We start from the raw sequence: 23593 nt of genomic DNA, 5'->3' as shown, positions 1-23593 counted from the left end.
GGACCGGTCGACCGCGCCGGCAATGGGGCCGGCGCGGGGCCGAGCAGTCGGGGGTGAACTGCCCCGAAGAGAGGTGTCTGCATCGTGAAGGTCGGAATCCCACGCGAGGTCAAGAACCACGAGTACCGCGTGGCGATCACGCCGGCGGGCGTCAACGAGTTCACCCGCCACGGTCACGAGGTCTTCGTCGAGTCCGGCGCCGGTGTCGGGTCGACCATCAGCGACGACGAGTTCGCCGCGGCCGGCGCCAAGATCCTGGGCACCGCCGACGAGGTGTGGGACGCCGCGGAGCTGGTGCTCAAGGTCAAGGAGCCGATCGCGGAGGAGTACCACCGCATGCGCGAGGGGCAGGTGCTCTTCACCTACCTGCACCTGGCCGCCTCCAAGGAGTGCACCGACGCGCTGGTCGACCGGAAGGTCACCGGCATCGCGTACGAGACCGTCGAGATGCCCGACCGGTCGCTGCCGCTGCTCGCCCCGATGTCCGAGGTGGCCGGCCGGCTCGCCCCGCAGGTGGGCGCCTTCTACATGATGCGCACCGGCGGTGGCCGGGGCGTGCTCCCCGGCGGCGTCTCCGGCGTGTACGCGGCCAAGACCGTGGTCATCGGCGCCGGTGTCTCCGGCCTGAACGCCGCCGCGATCGCCCTGGGCCTGCAGTCCGAGGTGCTGCTGCTGGACAAGAACGTCGCCCGGCTGCGCCAGGCCGACGCCATCTACCGGGGCCACCTGCAGACCGTCGCCTCCAACGCGTACGAGATCGAGCGGGCCGTGGTCGACGCGGACCTGGTCATCGGCGCGGTCCTCGTCCCGGGCGCGAAGGCCCCGAAGCTGATCTCCAACGAGCTGGTCTCCCGGATGAAGCCGGGCAGCGTGCTCGTCGACATCGCCATCGACCAGGGCGGCTGCTTCGAGGACTCGCGTCCCACCACGCACGCCGACCCGGTCTACAAGGTGCACGAGTCGATCTTCTACTGCGTGGCGAACATGCCCGGCGCGGTGCCGAACACCAGCACCTACGCGCTGACCAACGTCACCCTGCCGTACGCGCTGGAGCTGGCCAACCAGGGCTGGCGCGAGGCGCTGCGCCGCGACCCGGCGCTGGCGCTGGGCCTGAACACCCACGACGGCCAGGTCGTCTACGGCCCGGTCGCCGAGGCGCACGGCATGCCGACCCTGCCGCTGGCCGAGGTGCTGGCCTGACCGCTGCACCGGACACCGCCGGCGCGGGCGTCACGCCCGCGCCGGCCCTGCGCCGTGCCGTCCGCGGCTACCTCGACCACCTGACCGTCGAGCGTGGCCTGTCGGCGAACACGCTCTCGTCGTACCGTCGGGACCTGGATCGGTACCTCGACACCCTGGCGGCCGCCGGGGTGTCGGACCTGGCCGCCGTCGGACCGGGGCAGGTGGAGGCGCACCTGGCCCGGCTGCGGGCCGGGGACGACGACCACCCGCCGCTGGCGGTCTCCTCGGCGGCCCGGGCGGCCTCCGCCGTGCGCGGGCTGCACCGCTTCGCGTTGCGCGAGGGGCTGGCCGGCGCCGACCCCAGCCGGGACGTCCGGCCGCCCACGCCGCCCCGCCGGCTACCCCGGGCGCTGCCGGTCGACGACGTGGTCCGGCTGCTGGAGACCGCCGGGGCGGTGACCGCCGCCGGCGACGGCGCCGCTCTCGCGCTGCGCGACCGGGCGCTGCTGGAGTTCCTCTACGGCACCGGCGCGCGGATCTCCGAGGCGGTCGGCGCGGCCGTCGACGACCTCGACGTCGACGAGGGCACCGCGCTGCTGCGCGGCAAGGGCGGGCGCACCCGGCTGGTCCCGATCGGCGGGTACGCCGTCGAGGCGCTGCGCGCCTGGCTGGTGCGGGCCCGGCCCGCGCTGGTCGCGGCCGGGCGGGGCACCCCGGCGGTCTTCGTCAACGCCCGCGGCGGCGCGCTGACCCGGCAGGGCGCCTGGACGATCCTGCGCCGCGCGGCCGAGCGCGCCGGGCTGCCGGTGGACGGGCCCAACGCGGTGTCCCCGCACACCCTGCGCCACTCGTACGCCACCCACCTGCTCGACGGCGGCGCCGACGTGCGGGTGGTGCAGGAACTGCTCGGCCACGCCTCGGTGACCACCACCCAGGTGTACACGTTGGTCACTGTGGAGCGGCTGCGCGAGGTGTACGCCACCGCGCATCCCCGCGCCCGCGGCTGACCGGGCGTCACGGGTCGGTCGGGCGGGACGTCCGACACGCCGGACCGGTACCGAACGCGCTGCTGGTGAGTGGCGTACAGTCGGCATCGGCGCGGACCTCCTGGGGCGACATCCGGGGTGCGCAGCGGCGCCGCGCAGGACGTCGGACGGCTCCGACGCCGGGTGGTCGTCGGGAGGGGGCAACGAGGACATGGCTGGCAACGGTGACCGTGCCGACGCCTGGACGTCGGAGCTCCGCGAGCAGCAGGCGTCGCTCGGCGCGGACCTGGGTCCGGCGGACCCGGCCGCCTACACGATGCGCAAGCCGATCCCCGAGCCGATGCCGACCGACCGGCACGGGCCGGCGCGGATCATCGCGATGGCCAACCAGAAGGGCGGCGTCGGGAAGACCACGACGACCATCAACCTGGGCGCCGCGCTCGCCGAGTACGGCCGCAAGGTGCTGCTGGTCGACTTCGACCCGCAGGGCGCGCTCTCGGTCGGCCTCGGGGTCAACCCGCACAACCTCGACCTGTCGGTCTACAACCTGCTCATGCAGGACGACGTCACCGCCGAGGACGTCCTGATCAAGACCGACGTCGCCGGGCTGCACCTGCTGCCCGCCAACATCGACCTCTCCGCCGCCGAGATCCAGCTGGTCAACGAGGTCGCCCGGGAGATGGCCCTGGCCCGGGTGCTGCGGACCGTCCGCAAGGAGTACGACTACATCCTGATCGACTGCCAGCCCTCGCTGGGCCTGCTGGCGATCAACGCGCTCACCGTGGCGCACGGCGTGCTCATCCCGCTGGAGTGCGAGTTCTTCAGCCTGCGCGGGGTGGCGCTGCTGCTCGACACCATCGACAAGGTGCGCGAGCGGCTCAACTTCGACCTGGAGCTCGAAGGCATCCTCGCCACCATGTACGACAGCCGCACCACCCACTGCCGGCAGGTGCTCCAGCGGGTGGTCGAGGCGTTCGGCGACAAGGTCTACCAGACGGTCATCACCAAGACGGTGAAGTTCCCCGAGTCCACGGTGGCCGGTGCGCCGATCACCACCCTCGACCCGGCCTCCTCCGGGGCGCGCAACTACCGGCAGCTGGCCCGTGAGGTGATCGCCGCCCAGGCCGACCGGTAGGTCGGGGTGCACCTTGCCGCCGGTGGACCCGGGGCGTGGACTACGGTCGTCCGGTGACCGCGCCACCCCTGGACCCGCCGACGACCCCGGAGCAGCCTCCCGTGCTGGCCGCCGAGGCCGCCGCCGAGGTGGCCACGGTCCCGGCCGGCGTGCCGCAGGCCGCGGAGAGCGCCGGCTTCACCGTCCGGCTGGCGAACTTCACCGGACCGTTCGACCTGCTGCTGCAACTCATCGGCAAGCACAAGCTCGACGTCACCGAGGTGGCCCTGCACAAGGTCACCGACGAGTTCATCGCGTACATCCGGGCGATGGGCGACCAGTGGGACCTGGACGAGGCGAGCGAGTTCCTGCTCATCGCGGCCACCCTGCTCGACCTGAAGGCGGCCCGGCTGCTGCCCGCCGCCGAGGTCGAGGACGAGGAGGACCTGGCCCTGCTGGAGGCGCGGGACCTGCTCTTCGCCCGGCTGTTGCAGTACAAGGCGTACAAGGAGGCGGCGGCGCACATCGCCGAGCTGGAGGCGGTGGGCGGCCGGCGCTACCCCCGAGCGGTCACCCTGGAGCCCCGGTACGCCGAGGCGCTGCCCGACCTGGTCCTCGGCATCGGTCCGGAGCGGCTGCTCAAGCTCGCGATCCGGGCGATGACCCCGAAGCCGACCCCCGAGGTCTCCATCGCGCACGTGCACATGGTGCGGGTCAGCGTCCGGGAGCACGCGGCGATCCTCACCGAGCGGCTGCGCCGCGCCGGCACCGCCACCTTCTCGCTGCTCTGCGCCGACTGCGAGATCACCCTGGAGGTGGTGGCCCGCTTCCTGGCGCTGCTGGAGCTGTACCGGGAGGGGCTGGTCTCCTTCGTGCAGGATCAGGCGCTGGAGGAGTTGACGGTGCGCTGGACCGGCCCCGCCGACGGCGACACCGAGCTGCACATCGACGAGTACGCCGGCGCCCCGGCCGAACCGGTCGAGACCGCTGGGGCCCCGGCCGAGCCGGCCGAGACCGTTGAGGTTCCGGGCGAGCCGGGTGGGGTGGCGGACGGGGACGGGACGGCGACGACGGAGGAGCGAGCGGGATGAGCAACGAGGAGCGTCGGGACTCCCTGGCCGACCAGGCGGCGGCCTGGGTCCCACCCTGGGAGCGCCCCACCCCACCCCGCGCCGCCCAGCCGGCGGACCCGGCGGACCCGGCGGACCCGGCGGCCCGGGCCGACCCGGCTGAGCCGTCCAACGAGTCCGCCGCGCCGGCCGCCGCCGACGGTGGCGAGATCGGGTCGCCGGCGGAGCCGGACCTGTCCGAACCCCACGGCGAGGAGAACGCCGCGCCGTCCGGTGCGGAGCCGACGGGACAGCTCCGCCCGGCCGACGAGCCTGCTCCGAGGACCGATACCGCGCCGACCGACGCACCCGCCGCCCCGGAGGCCGACGTGAGCGCGCCAGCGCCCGACGCCCCGTGGACGGCCGGCGTCGAGAGCGGGGCGACCGACTCCGCGTCGATCGGCGACGTCGAGGGCAGGGTGGCCGACTCCGGGCCGACGGCCGGCGCCGAGGGCCGGGCGGCCGACCCCGCGTCGACCGGCGGCACCGACGAGCCGGCGGGGGAGGGTGCGGCTGCCCGCGTACCCGGGAGACAGCCGGCGCCCCGGCGGCGGGCGACGCCCGCGCCGGAGCCGGCTCCGGTGCTGGACGACGCGGAGCTGCGCGGCGCGCTGGAGGCCATCCTGCTGGTGGTGGACGAGCCGGTCAGCGAGTTGACCCTGGCCCAGGTGCTGGAGCAGCCCGCCGAGCGGGTCGGCCCGATGCTGGACGAGATCGCCGCCGGCTACACCGCCGCCGGGCACGGTTTCGAACTGCGCCGGGCTGCCGGTGGCTGGCGTCTCTACACCCGCCCGGAATACGCGACCTACGTGGAACGGTTCGTACTGGACGGGCAGTCGGTACGGCTGACCCAGGCCGCGCTGGAGACGCTCGCGGTGATCGCCTACAAGCAGCCGGTCACCCGTTCGCGGATTTCGGCCATCCGGGGTGTGAACTGCGACGGGGTCATCCGTACGCTGGTCTCCCGCGGGCTGGTCGAGGAGTGCGGCACCGAACCGGACAGCGGGGCGTTCCTCTACCGGACCACCACGATGTTCCTGGAGAAGCTGGGGCTGAACTCGGTGGACGACCTGCCCCCGCTCGCCCCGTTCCTCCCCGACGATGTAGAAGAGCTTGCCGATGCGACGCGATGACCGTGCCCCGAAGCCCGACGCCCCCGTGTACGAGGGGACCGAGCGCCTGCAGAAGGTGCTCGCCGCCGCCGGCGTGGGCTCCCGACGGGCCTGCGAGGACCTGATCTTCCGGCGCCGGGTGACCGTGAACGGCCGGGTCGCCCAGCTCGGCGACAAGGTCGACCCCGCCACCGCCGTGATCCACGTCGACGGCGAGCGCCTCCAGGCAAACAACCGCCTGGTCTACGTGGCGATGAACAAGCCACGCGGGGTGGTTACCACCATGGCGGACGAGAAGGGACGCAACGAGCTCGCCGACTTCATCGGCAACCGGGTGGAGCAGCGGGTCTACCACGTCGGGCGGCTCGACGCGGACAGCGAGGGGCTGCTGCTGCTCACCAACGACGGCACCCTCGCCCACAAGCTCATGCACCCGTCGTACGAGGTGCTCAAGACCTACCTCGCCGAGGTGGCCGGGCCGATCCCGCGCAACCTGGGCAAGCGGCTGATGGCCGGGGTGGAGCTGGAGGACGGGCCGGTCAAGGTCGACTCGTTCAAGGTGGTGGACACCCTGGGCAAGACCGCCCAGGTGGAGCTCTCCCTGCACGAGGGGCGCAAGCACATCGTCCGGCGGTTGCTGGCCGAGGTGGGTCACCCGGTGTCCCGGCTGGTGCGTACCGCGATCGGGCCGATCCGCCTGGGTGACCTGCGTACCGGGCGGATCCGGCGGTTGACCAACGCCGAGGTCGCCGCCCTGTTCAAGGCCGTGGGTGACTGACCCGGCGAACCGGGTATCGGTGCCGGTAGGCTTCGTCGCGGCCGATGGGCCGGCGGGTGGCGCGGGTCGCCCCCGACGGTGGTGCGCGCGGCCGCCCGCGAGGCGCGGGCATGATTGACGATGGACATCCGCTCAACGGCGCCGGAGACACCGGCGACCCGCGAGGTACGGGCTATAGGAGGACAACGGTGGAGGAAAACGTACGGGCCGTGCGCTGCGTGGTCGCTGTGGACGGGCCGTCCGGTTCGGGTAAGTCCACCGTCTCGCGGCGGCTCGCCGCCGGCCTCGGTGCCCGCTACCTCGACACGGGGGCCATGTACCGGGCGATCACCTGGGCCGTGCTGCGCTCCGGGGTCGACCTGACCGACGTCCAGTCGGTGGCCAAGGTCGCCGGCGAGGTCGACCTGCGCATCGGCACCGACCCCCAGGGGTCCGGCGTGACCGCCGACGGCGTGAACGTCGACAGGGAGATCCGTGGCCCCGAGGTGACCGCTGCGGTCTCCGCCGTGGCCGCCGTGCCGGCGGTGCGGGAACTGCTCGTCGCCCGGCAGCGCCAGATGATCACCAACGCCGGCCGGATCGTGGTCGAGGGCCGGGACATCGGCTCGGTGGTGGCCCCCGACGCCGACCTGAAGGTCTACCTGACCGCCTCCGAGGCGGCCCGCGCCCAGCGGCGCAGCGCCGAGGACGCGGTCGACGTCGTGGCGACCGCCGCCGACCTGGCCCGCCGGGACAAGCTCGACTCGACCCGCAAGGTCAACCCTCTGCAGCAGGCCCCGGACGCGGTGGTGCTGGACACCACCGAGCTGGGCATCGACGAGGTCGTCGCCCGACTGCGCGATCTCCTCACCGAACGGGGGGTGGCATGAGCGAGGACATCGGCGGCTGGGTGGAGCTGCGGGAGCCGGACCTCGACGTCGAGGAGCCGTCCGGTCCGCAGCCGGTGGTGGCCGTGGTCGGCCGCCCCAACGTGGGTAAGTCGACGCTGGTCAACCGGATCATCGGCCGCCGCCAGGCGGTCGTGGAGGACGTTCCCGGGGTCACCCGGGACCGGGTGCCCTACGACGCGCAGTGGAGCGGCCGGGCGTTCACCGTGGTGGACACCGGCGGCTGGGAGCCGGACGCCAAGGACCGGGCCGCGGCGATCGCCGCGCAGGCCGAGACGGCCGTGGCCACCGCCGACGTGGTTCTCTTCGTGGTCGACGCGATGGTCGGCTCGACCGACGTGGACGAGGCCGCAGTGAAGATGCTGCGGCGCAGCGCCAAGCCGGTCATCCTGGTCGCGAACAAGACCGACAACACCGCCATCGAGATGGAGGCGACCTCACTCTGGTCGCTCGGCCTCGGTGAGCCGTACCCGGTCTCCGCGCTGCACGGTCGGGGATCCGGCGAGCTGCTCGACGCCATCATGGAGGCCCTGCCCGAGGCGCCGAAGATCATCGAGAACCGGCCCCGCGGCCCGCGCCGCGTGGCGCTCGTCGGCCGTCCCAACGTCGGCAAGTCCAGCCTGCTCAACCGGTTCTCCGGCGAGGAGCGGGCGGTGGTCGACGCGGTCGCCGGCACCACCGTCGACCCGGTCGACAGCCTGGTGGAGATCGGCGGCGAGACCTGGCAGTTGGTGGACACCGCGGGCCTGCGCAAGCGGGTCGGCAAGGCCAGCGGCACCGAGTACTACGCCAGCCTGCGGACCGCCGCGGCCATCGAGGCGGCCGAGGTGGCGGTGGTGCTGCTCGACGCCAGCGAGCCGATCAGCGAGCAGGACCAGCGGATCCTGTCCATGGTCACCGAGGCCGGGCGGGCCCTGGTCATCGCCTTCAACAAGTGGGACCTGGTCGACGCCGACCGCCGGTACTACCTGGACAAGGAGATCGACCGGGAGCTGCGCCGCATCCCCTGGGCGATCCGGCTGAACCTGTCCGCCCAGACCGGCCGCGCGGTGGACAAGCTCGCGCCGGCGCTGCGCAAGGCGCTGGCGAGCTGGGAGACCCGGGTGCCGACCGCGCAGCTCAACCAGTGGCTGACCGCGCTGGTCCAGGCCACCCCGCACCCGGTGCGCGGTGGTCGGGCGCCGAAGATCCTCTTCGCCACCCAGGCGGGGGTCGCGCCGCCGCGCTTCGTGCTCTTCACCACCGCGCCGCTGGACGCCGGCTACCAGCGCTTCGTCGAGCGCAAGCTGCGCGAGGAGTTCGGCTTCGAGGGCAGCCCGATCGAGATCTCGGTCCGCCCGCGCAAGAAGCTCGGCCCCGGCGGCCGCGGCAAGGCGCACGGCTGACCCTGTTCTTCTTGGATGCCGGGGGGAGCGCCGCTCTCCCCGGCATCCTCTTTCCTAGGACGCTTTAGGGGGAGTGGCGTGGGACGCCGCGACGCGGGAGGGGCCTGTGCGCGTGGTGCGAAGATCCTGCGCTAAGCTGTACCGGCTGCCGCGGAGACCGCGCGGGGGCATCGGGACGTGGCGCAGCTTGGTAGCGCACTTGACTGGGGGTCAAGGGGTCGTCGGTTCGAATCCGGCCGTCCCGACGCAGGTAGAGGGGCATTTCTCGCGATCATGCGATGCCCCGCTGGGGACCATTTGGGGACCTCAGGCCGGTGAGATGCGAAGACAGCGCCTCACCGGCTGCCCGGATCGACTGCCGATCCGGATGCAGATACCGCTGAGTCGTCGTCAATGAGCCGTGGCCGGCGATCTTCCGCAGAACGTGCACCGGCACGCCGGCATCCGCCATCCAGGTCAGCCCGGTGTGCCGCAGGTCATGCCGCCTCAGGTACTCGAAGCCCAGCGAGCTGACCACCTCATCCCAGTGCGTAGCGTCGCGCAGCACCGCCGTGCTGATCCGGCCGCCGCGAGGACCGACGAAGAGCCGGCCGTCGTCCTCGGTGATCCGGTCGAGCTTCGCGGCTACCATCGGCCGCAGCTCCTCGATGATGGGCACCTGCCGTGCCCGCTTGCCCTTGGTGCCCTTGTCGACCAGGCCGCCGGGGCCGGTGGTGGTCTGCCGGCGCACCGTCCACAGCCACGTGTCGCGATCGATGTCGCCCTTGCGCACGCCCGACACCTCGCCGATCCGGGCCGCCGTGCCGGCCGCGAACATCACCACCTCACCCCAACCGAGGTAGCGGCCGTGCGAGCGCTCGACCAACGCCGCCGCCAGGGTGGCGAGCGCGGTCCAGTCGGGCAGCGCCAGGGAACGCGGGTTGTCCAACTCGTCCTCGGCTCGCTGATACTCTCGCTGCCACCCGGTCAGCCGCGCGGGGTTGCGGTCGATCAGACCGTCGCGCACCGCCTGCTCCAAGACCCGCACCAGCACGGCAAGGCTGTTCTTCACCGTCGACCGCCCGCAGCCCTCGGAGATCCAGCCGTGCGCGGCCCGGTCCACCGCGCCGTTCGTGATCATCCGTATGGGCAGGTGGCCGAGGGTCGGCACGACCCGCCTGCGCCACCCCGCCAGGTACGGGTCGAGCGTCTTGCCCTCCAGGCCGCGCAATGCCAGGCGCATCACGCTGTCGCCGTACTGCGCCAGCCGCATCGACGCCGCGTCGGGGTCGACGCCGCCCCTCGCCGCGCGCTGCATGGTGCCGAGCCACGCTTGCGCCTGCTCGGCATCAGTAAACGCCTGCGACTTGGAGCGGCGTCGGCCCGACGTAGGAGCGTTCCGCATCCGCCGCTAACCGCCTCGCATCCCCGCCGATTTGTGGCCGACGTTCATCCGCTGGCGGCTGTTGGCGTCGTGCTGGGGTCAGGCTGGGGTCAGGGACTGACGCTTAGGAGTCGCACAAGATCGGCCCCAGCGGCGACGGGTTCCCAGATCAGTACGATTCGCTGGGCCTGGTGTGGCCTCGGGTCGCACCAGTTGTGACCCGTGAGTGGCCCAACGCCTATGGCTGCTTTGCCGTTCTTCTCCCATCCCCCGACCGGTGCCGCTCTTCGCCTCGTAACGCTGCCAAGGGCAGGCGCAGCCTTGTGGCCGTGCCGCAAGGGAGCGTTGGTGTCCAATAAAGGACGGGCTGGCCGCCTGGTAGAGGTGCGGCGCTACCGTGAGGCCGCTGATGATTCCAAGGCGTCGGAGGTGGGTAGATGCGTCGGCCGTCTTGGATCACGCTGACGCTTTTGCCCGTCATTGCGTTGGTGTTGCTGCCGGCGATGACGAACGTTGCCACGGGTGCGTTGCCTTCGTCCTGGGATCCGTATCTGTGGCTGGCGTGGCCGTTGGCGGGGTTGCTGGCGGTGCCAGTCGTGCTTACGGAGGTGCGTCGCGGTCGGTCCGTGAAGGTTAGCGGTGATCGCCTGGGCGGTGTGGGGTCCTCTCTCGGCGGGGTGGTGTGGAACATTCCGGCGGCTGTGCGCACGTTTGTAGGCCGCTCGGTCGAGTTGCGGGAGCTCGCGCAGACGTTGAGTGGTCGCAATGGTGGTGCTGTGGCATTGGTGGGGCCGCCGGGGGTGGGCAAGACGCAACTTGCCGAGGCGTACGCAATCATGGAACGCGGGCAGTTTGAGTTGGGCTGGTGGTTGGTGGCTGACGATCGGCTGACGGTGGTGGCGTCGTTGGCACAATTGGCTGATCGCCTAGGGGTCGGTGATACGGATCAGGAGGTCGCGGCGCGGCGTGTGGTGCAGGAGTTGAGCGGCCAGTCGCGCTGGTTACTGGTTTTCGACAACGTCGGCGGTGAGAGCGATCTGGCAGGGTTGGTGCCTTCGGGGCGCGGCCAGGTAGTGATCACCTCTCGTGATCCCGGCCTAGCGAGAGTGGCGCGGGTGTCTGTGGTGCGACCATTCGAGGAGGAGGAATCGGCGCGGTTCTTGCAAGACCGCACGGGGGACCGTGATGACGACGCGGCGCGGTGGCTGGCACGGGAGATGGGCGGCCTGCCGTTGGCGTTGGAGCAGGCGGCGGCGTATTGCGTGCAGACCGGGGTGAGCCTGGCCGGCTATGTGCAGCGATATCGGGCGGGGAACCAGGCGTGGCTGTGGCGGCAGGAATCGCCGGTGGACCGGCCACCGGTGTCGCGAACTTTCGAGCTGGCATTCGCTGCGGCGGCGAAGCGGAGTAAGGCCGCGGTGCAACTGCTTACCCTGTCGGCGTTCTTCGCGCCGGCCACTGGCATTCCACGTGACGTATTCGTGTCCGGCGCTGCCGTCTTGCCGTCGGCACTCGCCGCCGCCGCGGCGGACCCAATCAAGCTGGACGCGACGATCGCGGTTCTGTTAAGGATGTCCTTGATAGAGGCCGATGGGGACGTGCTGAGGTTGCATCCGCTTGTCCAGGACGTGCTGCGTAGTCGGATCGCCGAAGCCCGACGGGCACGGTTGGCGGTGCGGATAGCGCCCAGCTGGTTGCCGTTACCTGGTCGGGATCGCACGGCTGGCTGGCCGCGTAGTCGATGGATTGCACTGGCGGCGACAGCCATCTCGGAGGCTCTTCCTGCGGACACTGCTGATCCGTCAGGTTGGGATCGGTGGGTGGCCCTCTTGCCGCATGCCGCGGCCGTGCTCGGACATGCTGGCCAGGACAATGCCGCTTCTACCTCCACCACTGACCTCGGTGTTCGGCTAGGCGTGTACCTACTCGAACGCGGCGAGTACGGTCCTAGTCGACGGTGGCTGGAACGGGCCGCGGCTGAGCGCCGTCGGGTGCTGGGCGAGGAGCATCCAATGACGCTCACCTCGATGAACAATCTCGCGATCGTGGTGAGCCGCATGGGTGAGCTGGCCGAAGCCCGCCGCCTGCACGAGCAGGTCTTGCAGCAGCGCCGTCGGGTTTTGGGTGAGGAGCATCCAACGACGGTCATCTCGATGGGCAATCTCGCGGCCGTGCTGAGCGACATGGGTGAGCTGGCCGAAGCCCGCCGCCTGCACGAGCAGGTCTTGCAGCAGCATCGTCGGGTGCTGGGCGGGGAACATCCAACGACGCTCACCTCGATGAACAACCTCGCGCTCGTGCTGCGCCGCATGGGTCAGCTGGCCGAAGCCCGCCGCCTGCACGAGCAGGCCTTGCAGCTGCGCCGCCTCGTGCTGGGCGAGGAACATCCAACGACGCTCACCTCGATGGGCAACCTCGCAACAGTGCTAAGCGACATGGGTGAGCTGGCCGAAGCCCGCCGCCTGCACGAGCAGGTCTTGCAGCAGCATCGTCGGGTGCTGGGCGAGGAACATCCAACGACGGTCATCTCGATGGGCAACCTTGCGGCCGTGCTGAGCGACATGGGTGAGCTGGCCGAAGCCCGCCGCCTGCACGAGCATGAGCTTGAGGTGTGCACTCGGGTGCTGGGCGAGGAGCACCCCTCGACGCTCACCTCCATTAGCAATCTCGCGCTCGTGCTGAGCGACATGGGTGAGCTGGCCGAAGCCCGCCGCCTGCACGAGCATGAGCTTGAGGTGTGCACTCGGGTGCTGGGCGAGGAGCACCCCTCGACGCTCACCTCGATGAACAACCTCGCGCTCGTGCTGCGCCGCATGGGTGAGCTGGCCGAAGCCCGCCGCCTGCACGAGCAGACCTTGCAGCAGCATCGTCGGGTGCTGGGTGAGGAGCATCCAGCGACGCTCATCTCGATGGGCAACCTCGCAACAGTGCTAAGCGACATGGGTGAGCTGGCCGAAGCCCGCCGCCTGCACGAGCAGGTCTTGCAGCTGCGCCGCCTCGTGCTGGGCGAGGAGCATCCAGCGACGCTCACCTCAATGGGCAACCTCGCGGCCGTGCTGCGCCGTATGGGTGAGCTGGCCGAAGCCCGCCGCCTGCACGAGCAGGTCTTGCAGCTGCGCCGCCTCGTGCTGGGCGAGGAACATCCAGCGACGCTCACCTCAATGGGCAACCTCGCAACAGTGCTAAGCGACATGGGTGAGCTGGCCGAAGCCCGCCGCCTGCACGAGCAGGTCTTGCAGCAGCATCGTCGGGTGCTGGGCGAGGAACATCCAACGACGCTCAGCGCAAACCAGCGACTCGCTGAGATTGCTGCCCAAATCGAGAAAGAGTCCGGCGGACCGGATCGGGGGCCCTGATGTAGGACGCCTGCATCTCCTCGTCGGGCAGTCGTAGACCGTCCAGCCTCCCCGGACGGGGACAAGGTGGAGCGCCTCACTAGCCGAACGACCTTGGCCCCGTCCGGGGAGGCTGGTAGCCCTTGTGGTGCCCGGCGAGGTGATGCGCCCGGCATCTCTGAGGAGGGTCGGGGTTCGGGGCGGAGCCCCGAGGTCTTCCGGGTCCTGGTCGTCCGTCAGCATGGCCGGCCGGTCCGGCCGATGCCGGCCGGAGGTCGCCAACAGGCCGGGGCCGAGCCGGCGCGGCCCGCTTTGCGGGCCGTCTTGATCCTTTAAGAGGCGAATTCGGCAGTTCGCTGAGGCCGCGCCTTCTAGGACTGACGGAGGTGCCTCCACTCCGCGGGCTTAGAGCCGAACCCACTCTCCCAGTCGTGCCGCTGGAGCACCGTCGATGAAGGCTGCGATCGCCGCCGTTGCCTTGGCGACACTCAGGACGAAGTCACCCGAGAATGTGCAGTCGTCGGCGAGCACCGGGACTTCGACGGTTTTCGTCGCGGGTAGCCGGCCATCCCCCCGAAGAAGGCGGCAGTCATCTGGGGACTCGAACAGATGCATGACTGCGTAGTCCCCTCTGAACGAGAACGTCAAGAGGAGATAGTCCGCCTCGACGCGACCTACCTCCGCATACCCCTCTCCGGCGCCCAGAAGGTGCTGAAGCCGGGACATGAAGCCGTCGGCGTCAGACCGGGTTTCCGTGGAGGCCGGATCGCCGCTTCCGGGACCGGTCACGATCCATGCCACATCCATGTGTGTCTCCATCACGCGAGCCGAGGCGTCGAGAGTTCAGGCCGCGCCGTGTGGAGCGGTAGCGCACCTGGAACGGCTGCCGAGGCTCGCGGACGCGTGCGGACGCTTTGGGCTGCTGGTGCGGTTCCTTCTCTACACCGGTTTGCGGTGGGGCGAGGTATCGGCCCTGCGGGTGTCACGGCTGGATCCGCTGCGACGGCGGGTCACCGTAGCGGTGGCGTTCGCGGAGGTCGGCGGAGAGCTGGTGGAGGGGACGCCCCAGAATTACCAGCGCCGATCGGTACCGATCCCACGCTTCCTCGTCAACGAGCTGGCCGCACACGTCAACTGGCAAGCGCCGCGACGAGCTGGTGTTCACCGCCCCGAACGGCGGGCCGCTGCGCAACACCAACTTCCGGTCACGCGTGTTCGGGCCGGCGGCGGCGTCGGTCGGGCTGGCCGGGCTGACTCCGCACGACCTGCGGCACACGGCGGCGAGTCTGGCCATGGCAGCGGGCGCCAACGTCAAGGCGGTGCAGCGGATGCTTGGGCACGCCTCGGCGTCAATGACGCTGGACGTGTATGCGGGGCTGTTCGGTGACGACCTGGACGCCGTCGCCAACCGCCTGGACGAAGCGGTAGCCGCACGGGACAAGGACTATCTAAAGGACTCGGCCCGCCAGCGGCGGCGTGATCGATCTCGGGAAACGGCGAAGCCCAGGCCGTTGACCTGGGCTTCTGTACCGAGCCGCCTGACGGAATCGAACCGTCGACCTACGCATTACGAGATCAAGATGCCACCCTGCGCCTACCTGGCCGCACACCGGCTGAGCTGGCTAAACCCTTCTCGGCAACTCTCAACCTCAGCGGTCACCGATTGCACTCTTGAGGACTAGATGAGGACTGACGCGAGCCGCGCGGGCAACCTCCTGATCCCTAGCCTCGGCAAGGCGGTCCGACTGCGTGCAGGATCGTCGGCAACTACTGGCGGCGAGGGTTTGCTCTTGGCACGCCTGTGATGGGTAAAGTTCCCTGATCCGCCCGCTGTGATCGGAGCTATGCATGGAGTGGCAGGACGACGTTCAGGAGGACGATCTCCGCGACGCGACCCGTAAGTACTTGCCGGAGACGGTCGTCTGGACCACCGACTGGACGACTGGTGCCCTGACGGAGCAAATGCAACGCGAGGTCTTCGACGTCGATCCACCGTTCCAACGTAGGTCCGTTTGGAACGACCAAAAAGCTTCTCTTTACATCGAATCACTCCTTTTAGGTTGCCCAGTGCCGCCAATTACGTTGGCCGAGTTGCCGAAGTCGAGCCCAGGGCAGCATCAGTACATCGTGATCGACGGGAAGCAACGACTGGGGACGCTTAAGCGCTTTGCTATCGAGGAGACGCTGCGCTTGACGGGCCTGCAAACCTTGCCGAACCTCAATGGCAAGGGGTTCCAGGAGATTACGGCCATTCAGGAGTTCTCTCGCTTCGAGAACCTTCCGATTCGCACCGTGGTCATGCGGAACTGGATCAAGGACGAGGTTCTCCAGTTTGTCTTCCATAGACTGAATAGCCAAGTAACCCCTCTATCCACCCACGAACTTCGGCGATCACTGATCGCTGGGCCCTTCACTGATTACTTAGATGTCCGATCCGCTAGATCCAGGGGCATCCAGAGAATTCTCAACATCAGCGAGCCGGACTATCGGCTCCGGGACGCCGAGCTTCTACTTCGGGCAATTGCCTTCTCATGTTTCTTCAACAGATATCGCGGCAATCTCAAGAGCTTCTTGGACGCTGCCACTCGGACGCTGAATAAGAATTGGGATCGTCGGGTTGAGCGAGAGCTCGATGACCTTGCAGAAAACATCGATGAGGCAATCGTCGCAACCTTCGAAATTTTTGGCCGCAGCGCGTTCCAGAGGATCGAAGACGGGCAAGCTACCGGTAGATTCAATCGAGCGGTTTTTGACATGATGATCCTCACCCTTCGTGATGCCGAGGTTCGCGAAGCTGCGCTTGAGTCCGCAGCAGTGGTAAGAGAGACGTTTATGACTCTCTCTAACCGCAGTGGCAAATTCCGCAGCTGGACGGAGGCGACGACGAAGAGCCGAGACGCAGTGCAAGGAAGAATTGATTTCTGGGCAGGCCGGCTTGGCCGGGCACTCGGCTACGAAAATTTGACTGAAGTAGCAGAGTCCTCCGCCTTGGAAGCTCTCTAGGGTGCACCCGTGAAGTCACGCGAGTTACATCGCCTGGCGGAACAGTGCGGCCGGCGCCAACAGTTCCTTACTAACCGCTTCATAAAGCCATTCATGGGCATCTCGACATGGACCCCCGAAGCCCTGGACGTCTCAGCGGCCTATATCGGGCTGCTACATGCGGAGGCAGAGCACGCACTCGAAGAGATGGTCAGGAAAGTCCTCCTCAACGCAAGAGAGCGGACAGTCCGGTACCAATGCAGTCCAATATTGGTCAACTGCGTGCTCTACTACAAAGGTGACTTCGAGTCCAAGATGCCAAATCTCGAACTCATTCCGAGTAAGAAGCTCTTCGCGTCGAGCCGTAAGGAACTCCTACGCGTTTGGGATAACGTAGGCGCCGGAACGTACTTTAAGAATCTCATCGATGGGAACCACGGGGCAGGAATCAAATATGTAGAGAAGCTACTACACCCAATCGGCGTGTCGGTTACGCCCAAGACTTTCAGGCGAGTCAGCGGATATGGTGTTAAAGAGTTAACGCAGTTGCCACCGATGACGAGCACCGACCTATACGAGTTTGTACACCTCCGCGGGGCGGCCGTTCACACAAGTACCGCAAGCTTCAAAGATGCCATAGGAAATGACACTCCCGAGCACATTGCCAACCGCGGTGAAAGCGTAAGTAGGTTCGTTCACTCTGTAGCACGAACACTCGCCAAGCATGCCTGGCGATAAAACAGGCTCGCTCACACGGGAATGCAATGGAGTGCCGCATTCCGTTTCGACCCGGTGCCTAACGTCAACCGGCAAGCCCTAGTCCAAGCCATCCCGGAGCCAGAGTGCCCCGCCGAAGGCGTTCTAAGCCGGTCCCAAGCCCTTCTGCCGCCTCTCGGTCAGGCTCGGTACCGCGCAATGAACGCATCAAATCCGGCCTGGTCATCGTTCTTCATGAGCTTTTCGGCTTGGTGGCATGGCGCATCCTCGGGGCAACTAACGAGGTGGTCAAGCGCATTCCACTCTTCGTAGTCCGCCGCCTCGTCGTCGCCCTCTCGGATAACTACCGTCGGGCATTGGAGCGCGGGCGGTCTGAATTACCCGGCCTCGGACCAGGGTCTGTCTGACCCTCTCCATCGCTTCCTTGCTTGGCTGGTACTCGTTGTTCAGCGAAGCGTCGCAGGTACCCCCGTGGCCGGCTGGGAGGATGCAGAGGTCGCCCTCCTGGTCGTCCTCGCTGGGAAACCTCGTCTGACAACCTGGCAGCCAGCGCAGCTCACGGCGACCGTCGTCGCTCCACACGAGCCACAGGTCGGGCAGATCGTCGTCCGGAGCCTCAGCGAGAGGCGGGCCCTGGACGGCGGCGGAGTGGTGAAAGTGAATCGTGGCCGCCGGGTACTCGCAGTACCAGGGCCCCTTGGTGGATTGGTGCGGGCCCACGACCCCATCAACCTCAGAGAACTCGCGCGCGGACAGATAGGTTTGCGCCGGGCACTTCCTTGTCATGCTGCGCAGGGTACGGGCTGCTACCGATAAAGTCTGTCGCCCCGACGCTCACCCGGACCAGCTGGTGCTAGCTACTTCCACCGCTTGGGGTCATGCTCCGTCAGCGTGGCCGGTCGGCCCGGCCGATGCCGGCCGGAGGTCGCCAGCAGGCCGGGGCCGGGCCGACGCGGCCCGCTTGCGGGCCGCCTTGATCTAGAAGAGCGCGATTCAGCACCACGCGGCCCCCCCGCCGCTTTGTCGATCCCTTCCGGCCCGCCCGCGCGGTTCTGCCTGCATTCTCTGCCCGCATTCTCGCCGGTGAGAACTTTCCATACGTCTTCAAGGCGGGCCGCAAGCGGCCCGCTGCGCGCCGCTCGGGGGTCACCGCGCCTTGCCGCTTCGCTCCCGGCGCGGTGACCCCGGCAGCGCGCCGGCACGCGCCGGCATGGCGAAGCCCTCGGACACCCCACACCGGAGTAGCCGAGGGCTGCGCGTAGTCAGTCTTCCCGAGCGGTTAGGTCCGTGCTTACTTACCTCGCCGGAAGTCGCTCTCGAACTGAATCGCGCCGTCAGTCTCGAACGCTAGCTCGGAAGTTCGCTCTTCGAATTTGACCATCGATGACTCCTGCTCAGCGAACATTCGTAGGGCTCTGAGTGCCCTTGTGACCGAAGCCAGTTTGAGAGCGTCTTCCCTCCATGCTTCAATCACTTTGTCCGTGACTTCAAATTCGCGTTCCCAGAAATCGCGGGGAGGTCCGTCCGCGTGCCACTCGCTATCCGAGCACTGCGCTGCCCGGATCGCGAAATCGCGTTCGCGGCCAGGGGGTCCGTGGTACTCTCCAATCTCCTTCAAGTCCCGGTCTATCGCATCTAGACGTGCCATTAAGTGTTTCGAAAGCGTCTCTGAAACCTTGGCGGGATCAGGAATGAAGTCTTTGAGGATGCGATCAGCCATTGCCGCCTGGAAACTCTTGCTGCTGTATCCAGGAAGGCCCAGGAATCCTTCGCCCAAGTCTTCGCCATCCAGCACTTCAAGTACGCCCGGCGGGGCCGCGTCGATCAACCACATGTTTGACTGTCGGTGTTTGAGTAGATGTGCTACCAGGTAAAAGTAGATGACGACTGCCGGCTGAAGCACGTCCCCGTGCACCTTGTCGCGATGGTATGCCGCATTGCGGTATCGATGAAGGATCTTTATGCAGATTGCCATCCCCGCATCCAACGGCCAGTCGTTGTGTTCAAAGACAAAATCGACTAGCTCGTTGAAATCGCGATCTATCTTGCGCCGTCGCGATGCCGATATGACTCTCGCCTGTAGTTCCTGAGTAAGCTCCTTGGCTCCGTCGGCCTGCGGGGAGACTGATTCCATTCTCCGCATCATTCCCCCATATAGCTCAGCGCGCCAAAGATAGGTTTTAGCGCTAAGCCTCAACAGAGTCTCCGCCGCGTTATCGAGCAGCAAGAGGGCAAGTCGATCCCGGGGTACGCCCCCGTGGCGGGTCAGTCGCCTCGCCTCTGAGAGTTGGACGCCTAGGCGATCAAGCTGGTGGTCCATCGCAGGATGGTGACATGCGGGTGAGACGAACGGCGAGTCAGTTGCACGGCCGGCCGGTACCGGGGCAGTGCCGCTCAAGGGCTTGCCTCCGGCGGGTAGGGCCTCCGGCCCTACGACCCGGAGCATGCCTCCGGCGGCAAGGGCTACCCGCCCTTGGACCCGGGCGGCTCTGGGATGCCCGGCCGATCGGGTGCTACCCGCCGCACACCACAGGCAGCCAGACCGGGCCTGCCCGGTCCAGGTCGTACGTCCGGTGGGGCGCTCCACCTGGACCGGGCAGGCCCGGCCCGGCAGGGCGAAGCCTGCGCGACGGGAAGCCGGCACCCGCAGGTGCTGCGGACCAACGGCTGGATGCGATGGAGCGCGAACGCACCCGACAGGGCGACCGGGGACCAGCGGGGGACCGCACGTCCAGCCTGGACGGACACGCCAAACGTGGTGCCCGACGGCGTGCCGTCGGGCGAACCGTTGCTGACGTGCGTAAACGCCTACCGCGACGTCCTGGGGGTCAAGGGGTCGTCGGTTCGAATCCGGCCGCCCCGACGCAGGTCAAAGGCCATCTGGAGTCTTCCAGGTGGCCTTTTCTGATCTTGTACAGCAGCGAAGTACAGCAACGGCTCATTGATCAAGGCTCTTGCCGAGCTTCCGCAGGGCTTCCCGGGTGGCCTTGGACGAGACCTGGCTGTAGATCTCCATCGTGATCGAGAAGTCCGCGTGCCGCAGGATCGCCATCGCGATCCGGGGATGCACGTCCAGGTCGACCAGCAGCGAACCGCAGGTGCGTCGGGCGTCGTGAACGGTGATCTTAGGGACGCCCGCGATGGCAATGCGGCTGTCGTAGGAGCTCCTCCGGCACTAGTCCTGTCGTGTCCTGTGAGGAATTTCTGTACGGGATCAAGGCGGCCGGCGCTGCCGGCCGCTCGCGCCGCCGAACCAGGGCCGGGCCGATGGCCCGCCGCCGCGCCTCTGGCCTTCGGCCGCCGGCGCGTCGGTGTTAGCCCGCCGGCGGCGCGACATACGACGAAGCCCCGAGCCGCCATGGTTACTGGCAGATCCGGAGCTTCGGTGTTGAAGGTGACGACCAGGGCGTGCCTCCGGCGGGGCGCTCAGGCACTCCGGGATGGTGGGGCGCCATCCCGACAGCCTTCGTCCGGGCGGAGCCGAGCGGGCAGGGCCTGCCCGGTCAAGGTCGTTCAGACAGTGGTGTGCTCCACTTGACCGGGCAGGCCCCACCCGCTCCACGGTGTGCGGACGAAGGCCGACGGGATGGCTGGGAGACGGAGAAAGGGCATCGGGTGGTAGCCGTATCAGGCCGAAGCGGCTGCGGGGATCTAGCCCGGCAGTAGGGTCGGCGAGAATCCGGCATCGAATGCGTCGCCCTCCGCCCGACCAACGATCTCTAGAACGTCTACCTCCGGGACTTTGTGTATCCAGAGGAGTGAGGCGAAAGTCAACATTCTCAGCAGCTCCGGATTCTTCAACTTGAGCTTCTCGATGGCGTCCTCATCTTGGCCGAGGCAGGTCCTAATGATCCGCTCCACGTCGCTGGGAATGATGTCGCCCTTCGGGAAAGTTCGAGAGGTACGCACAGCGGCTTTGCCGACAGCAACAAATCCTGGCTTCGATCCCAGGCATCGCCGTATCGTCCGAAGAAGCGCCGCGCTCGTGACCTCGTCAGCGTCGACCCACCTCGTCCGGCTCAATTCGACACGATAACGCTCGCGCTCCTCCACATTCCTCAGCGCCAGCATCGCCAGGTACGAGCCGATGAGCGTCCGCGGGGCCGTCATCTCGGCGTCCCCCTACCACGCCAGGCGCCCAGATCTCGTTGCACAACCCGTCTGCTGCCCGCGGAGGTCACGAAACCGACCATAGCAATGGCAGGGACGAATGAAGGCCGACCAGATGGCTATATAGCTTTTATGGGGCTCACGTGTCCGCCTCGCAGGCTGACGTGAATCAAGCCCGGACAGGGCTTGCGCGCTGCGACACTCGGTCGGTGGCTGGCAAGCGGTGGGTGGAGCGGCTGGGGCCGGCCGTCGCGGTGGCCCCTGGCACCCGCGTGGACCGGTTTGAGGTCTTCTTCGACCTGGTCTTCGTGTTCTCGTTCTTCATCATCACCCGGGCCACCGCGGTGGACATCACCGGCGACAGCCTGCTGCACGGCATGCTGGTCCTCGCCGTGCTGTGGTGGGTCTGGGTGGTGCACACGGTGGTCGCGACCCGGGTCCGGCTCGGCGTGGGCTTTGTCCCGGCGCTGATGGTCGTCGGGATGGCCGCGCTGTTCTGCTTCGCGTTGTCCCTGCCGCAGGCGTTTGGTACCCCGGTGCGGTGGGCTGTCGGGCCGGTGGTGGTCGCGGTGAGCTACGTGGTGCTCCGCGGCGTGCACCTGCTGCTGTACTGGCACGTCGCCGGGGAGAGACCCGGCGAGCGTCGCCTGTTGCTGAAGTACTCACCCGAACTGGTGATGAGCACCCTCCTGCTGCTGGGCGCCGCGCTGATCCCGCCGTTGATCGACGACCCGGGGCGGGCCGACCTGGTGCGCGACGGGCTCTGGATCGCCGTCGTCCTGTTGCAGTACGGCGCCGGCCTGGTCGCCAACGCGTGGGGCTGGGTGCTGACCTCCGCCGAGCACTGGACCGAACGGTACGACTTCATCCTCATCATCGCCCTGGGCGAGTCGATCATCTCCGTCGGTATCGGCGGCAACCTGCTCGGTGAGCCGGTCACCTGGCGGGGCGTCACCGCCGCGGTGCTCGGCATCTTCTTCACCGCCGCCCTGTGGTGGACGCACTTCGACGTCATCGCTCCGGCCGCCCGGATCGCGCAGCACGCGGCGCAGGGGCGCTCCCGGGTCGTCATGGCGCGGGATGTCTACGCGTACTGCCAGCTCGTCATGATCGGTGGGATCATCCTGTTCGCCCTCGGGGCGGAGGAGATGGTGCGGCAGATCACGGACCGCTCGATCAACCTCGCCGAGCCGACGCACGGCCCAGGGGTGCCGCTGCTGTTCGGCGGGGTGATCTGCTACCTCTGCGGCGGGATGCTGTTCCAACTGCGCGCCCTCGGCACGCTCTCCTGGACCCGCGTCGGCACCGTGCTCGTACTTGCGGTCGCCATCCCCCTCGCCACACACCTCCCCGCACTGGCGGCGCTCAGCCTGCTGACGGCCATCTGCATCGGGTTGGTGGCGACCGAGGTGGCAGTCATGGCGGACGCCCGCCGAGCCCTGCTCACGGCCGTCTTCGAGGAGAAAACCACCTACGAGAAGCACGAGGCCGACTGGCGGGCCCGCTGGCACGAAGGAGCCCCGGACGAGAAACCCCGTTGAGGGGCCATGTCCCGGCGCGTACGGGAGAACAGTCCGGGCCGACACGCCCGCTCAAAAAGTTAGGAGTTGTAAGCAAGATCGTCGGGTACGGCTCCACCAAGGACGCCGTTGGGCGTCTGACGCACTGCCGGCAGGCGGGCGAAGCAGTACAGCAGTGAAGTACAGCAACCGACGACACCAAGTGGAACCCTGGTGACCACCATCAGACCGTCGACCAGCGATGCGAGCCGAACCGGACCGCGTTGCCGATCTCTGGGGGTCAAGGGGTCGTCGGTTCGAATCCGGCCGTCCCGACAGCACGTAGAGGCCGCTAACCGGAGCGTATGCCCTGGTGAGCGGCCTCTGTTGGTTCTTGAACCAGACGTGGTGAGCGAACTAGACAACGCGGAGGTGGGGACCACTTGGGGACCGGCGAGCCTTCAGGTGAGCGCTCAGCGCCGTTCCCGCGTCCGTGATCGACCGGTGAGCGGGGTGCAGATATCGCGCTGCGAGAACTGCTTGCCGCGGCGCATGGGGCACTATGCGATAGCCGTGCCGGACGCACCACACCTACGTGATGAGCAGCGGTTTCACTCGCGCGCACAGGGCTGCGTCGGCTCGGAATTGCGGATGAGGCGTTCAGGCTGGGTCGAGCGAACTGAACTGGATGCCGGCGAGTCGCCACCCGTCGGGTAGTTCGATCCATACCTGACTCAGTCGGACTGTCAGTGTCATCGCTTCACCACGCCAGGTCGCCCGGCTGCGCTGGACGCAGCGCACGATCGCGGCGCGGTCGTAACGGCGTACGTCGAGTTCGGTTGTCGTCAGGGACAGGTACGCGAAGTCGGCGTGTCGGTCGATCCACTGCCGTTTGTCCAGCAGGTAGCCCCGTTCGCCGATGGACATGAAGTCATCCGCCAGCAGGGCGTTCAAGCGGTCGGTGTCGGCATGCAATTCGGCGTCGTCGAATGCCTGCTGGAGTTCGCGGATGTCTGTCACGTGAGGGTCCTGTC

At 68.0% G+C, this 23593-nt stretch carries 18 protein-coding genes, 1 tRNA gene and 1 pseudogene; 14 read left to right on the top strand and 6 right to left on the bottom strand.

Features of this window, described 5'->3' with window-relative positions; genetic code table 11:
- The first annotated feature begins 84 nt into the window (after positions 1-84).
- The 9 genes from ald (at position 85) to ACTMTB_RS23185 (ending at position 8798) form a co-directional block, all read left to right on the top strand.
- Positions 85-1200 (top strand): alanine dehydrogenase, encoded by a 1116-nt coding sequence (gene ald / locus ACTMTB_RS23225; RefSeq protein WP_441148345.1) that lies wholly within the window; start codon positions 85-87, stop codon positions 1198-1200.
- The gene (locus ACTMTB_RS23220; RefSeq protein WP_441148372.1) at positions 1197-2189 is read left to right on the top strand and encodes a site-specific tyrosine recombinase XerD; all 993 of its coding nucleotides are present in this window, start codon (positions 1197-1199) and stop codon (positions 2187-2189) included. Before ald ends, ACTMTB_RS23220 begins: the two co-directional genes overlap by 4 nt.
- A 190-nt stretch (positions 2190-2379) precedes the next feature.
- A complete protein-coding gene (locus ACTMTB_RS23215; protein ID WP_154937924.1) occupies positions 2380-3303 on the top strand; it encodes a ParA family protein in 924 nt (307 codons plus the stop codon).
- Between the two features lie 53 nt (positions 3304-3356).
- Positions 3357-4373: a segregation and condensation protein A gene (locus tag ACTMTB_RS23210; RefSeq protein ID WP_441148344.1), complete on the top strand. Its 1017-nt coding sequence runs from the start codon at positions 3357-3359 to the stop codon at positions 4371-4373.
- Between the two features lie 212 nt (positions 4374-4585).
- Positions 4586-5524, top strand: a complete 939-nt coding sequence (scpB, locus tag ACTMTB_RS23205; protein WP_441148371.1) for an SMC-Scp complex subunit ScpB — start codon at positions 4586-4588, stop codon at positions 5522-5524.
- Complete coding sequence (locus tag ACTMTB_RS23200) at positions 5511-6281, top strand: pseudouridine synthase (RefSeq protein ID WP_179804401.1); 771 nt, start codon at positions 5511-5513, stop codon at positions 6279-6281. The genes scpB and ACTMTB_RS23200 overlap by 14 nt, the downstream gene beginning before the upstream one ends.
- 188 nt (positions 6282-6469) lie before the next feature.
- On the top strand, positions 6470-7150 hold the full coding sequence (cmk, locus tag ACTMTB_RS23195) for a (d)CMP kinase (RefSeq protein WP_441148343.1): 681 nt from the start codon (positions 6470-6472) through the stop codon (positions 7148-7150).
- Positions 7147-8553, top strand: a complete 1407-nt coding sequence (gene der, locus ACTMTB_RS23190) for a ribosome biogenesis GTPase Der (protein ID WP_441148342.1) — start codon at positions 7147-7149, stop codon at positions 8551-8553. Before cmk ends, der begins: the two co-directional genes overlap by 4 nt.
- Before the next feature lie 171 nt (positions 8554-8724).
- Positions 8725-8798 (top strand) — tRNA-Pro (locus tag ACTMTB_RS23185).
- Between the two features lie 26 nt (positions 8799-8824).
- Here ACTMTB_RS23185 and ACTMTB_RS23180 read toward each other — a convergent pair.
- On the bottom strand, positions 8825-9850 hold the full coding sequence (locus ACTMTB_RS23180; protein ID WP_441148341.1) for a tyrosine-type recombinase/integrase: 1026 nt from the start codon (positions 9848-9850) through the stop codon (positions 8825-8827).
- A 503-nt stretch (positions 9851-10353) separates the two neighbouring features.
- Between ACTMTB_RS23180 and ACTMTB_RS23175 the strand changes: the two genes are divergently transcribed.
- On the top strand, positions 10354-13272 hold the full coding sequence (locus ACTMTB_RS23175; RefSeq protein WP_441148340.1) for a tetratricopeptide repeat protein: 2919 nt from the start codon (positions 10354-10356) through the stop codon (positions 13270-13272).
- Positions 13273-13656: 384 nt separating this feature from the next.
- Here the strand turns inward: ACTMTB_RS23175 and ACTMTB_RS23170 are convergent, their stop codons facing one another.
- Positions 13657-14058, bottom strand: coding sequence for a hypothetical protein (locus tag ACTMTB_RS23170; protein WP_441148339.1), 402 nt, complete (start codon positions 14056-14058; stop codon positions 13657-13659).
- Between the two features lie 263 nt (positions 14059-14321).
- On the opposite strand from ACTMTB_RS23170, the gene ACTMTB_RS23165 reads away from it, so the two are divergent.
- The 3 genes from ACTMTB_RS23165 (at position 14322) to ACTMTB_RS23155 (ending at position 16971) form a co-directional block, all read left to right on the top strand.
- On the top strand, positions 14322-14933 hold the full coding sequence (locus ACTMTB_RS23165) for a tyrosine-type recombinase/integrase (RefSeq protein WP_441148370.1): 612 nt from the start codon (positions 14322-14324) through the stop codon (positions 14931-14933).
- 166 nt (positions 14934-15099) lie between these two features.
- On the top strand, positions 15100-16254 hold the full coding sequence (locus tag ACTMTB_RS23160) for a DUF262 domain-containing protein (protein ID WP_441148338.1): 1155 nt from the start codon (positions 15100-15102) through the stop codon (positions 16252-16254).
- A gap of 9 nt (positions 16255-16263) precedes the next feature.
- The gene (locus ACTMTB_RS23155; protein WP_441148337.1) at positions 16264-16971 is read left to right on the top strand and encodes a hypothetical protein; all 708 of its coding nucleotides are present in this window, start codon (positions 16264-16266) and stop codon (positions 16969-16971) included.
- Positions 16972-18241: 1270 nt separating this feature from the next.
- Here ACTMTB_RS23155 and ACTMTB_RS23150 read toward each other — a convergent pair.
- From ACTMTB_RS23150 to ACTMTB_RS23140, 3 genes and pseudogenes are all read right to left on the bottom strand, one after another.
- On the bottom strand, positions 18242-19084 hold the full coding sequence (locus ACTMTB_RS23150; RefSeq protein WP_441148336.1) for a hypothetical protein: 843 nt from the start codon (positions 19082-19084) through the stop codon (positions 18242-18244).
- Between the two features lie 804 nt (positions 19085-19888).
- A pseudogene (locus ACTMTB_RS23145) lies at positions 19889-20110 on the bottom strand (site-specific integrase); the annotation flags it as partial.
- 491 nt (positions 20111-20601) lie between these two features.
- Positions 20602-21060 carry a hypothetical protein gene (locus ACTMTB_RS23140; RefSeq protein ID WP_441148335.1) on the bottom strand — a complete coding sequence of 153 codons (459 nt, stop codon included), beginning with the start codon at positions 21058-21060 and terminating at the stop codon, positions 20602-20604.
- A gap of 209 nt (positions 21061-21269) precedes the next feature.
- On the opposite strand from ACTMTB_RS23140, the gene ACTMTB_RS23135 reads away from it, so the two are divergent.
- Positions 21270-22601 (top strand): low temperature requirement protein A, encoded by a 1332-nt coding sequence (locus tag ACTMTB_RS23135; RefSeq protein ID WP_441148334.1) that lies wholly within the window; start codon positions 21270-21272, stop codon positions 22599-22601.
- A 618-nt stretch (positions 22602-23219) separates the two neighbouring features.
- Here the strand turns inward: ACTMTB_RS23135 and ACTMTB_RS23130 are convergent.
- Positions 23220-23579, bottom strand: coding sequence for a DUF4440 domain-containing protein (locus ACTMTB_RS23130; protein WP_441148333.1), 360 nt, complete (start codon positions 23577-23579; stop codon positions 23220-23222).
- Positions 23580-23593: the final 14 nt, after the last annotated feature.

Source organism: Micromonospora sp. L32, assembly GCF_052068055.1.
GTDB lineage: Bacteria > Actinomycetota > Actinomycetes > Mycobacteriales > Micromonosporaceae > Micromonospora > Micromonospora purpureochromogenes.
The sequence above is the reverse complement of the archived record's forward strand: the minus strand, read 5'-3'. Positions and strand labels throughout refer to the sequence as shown.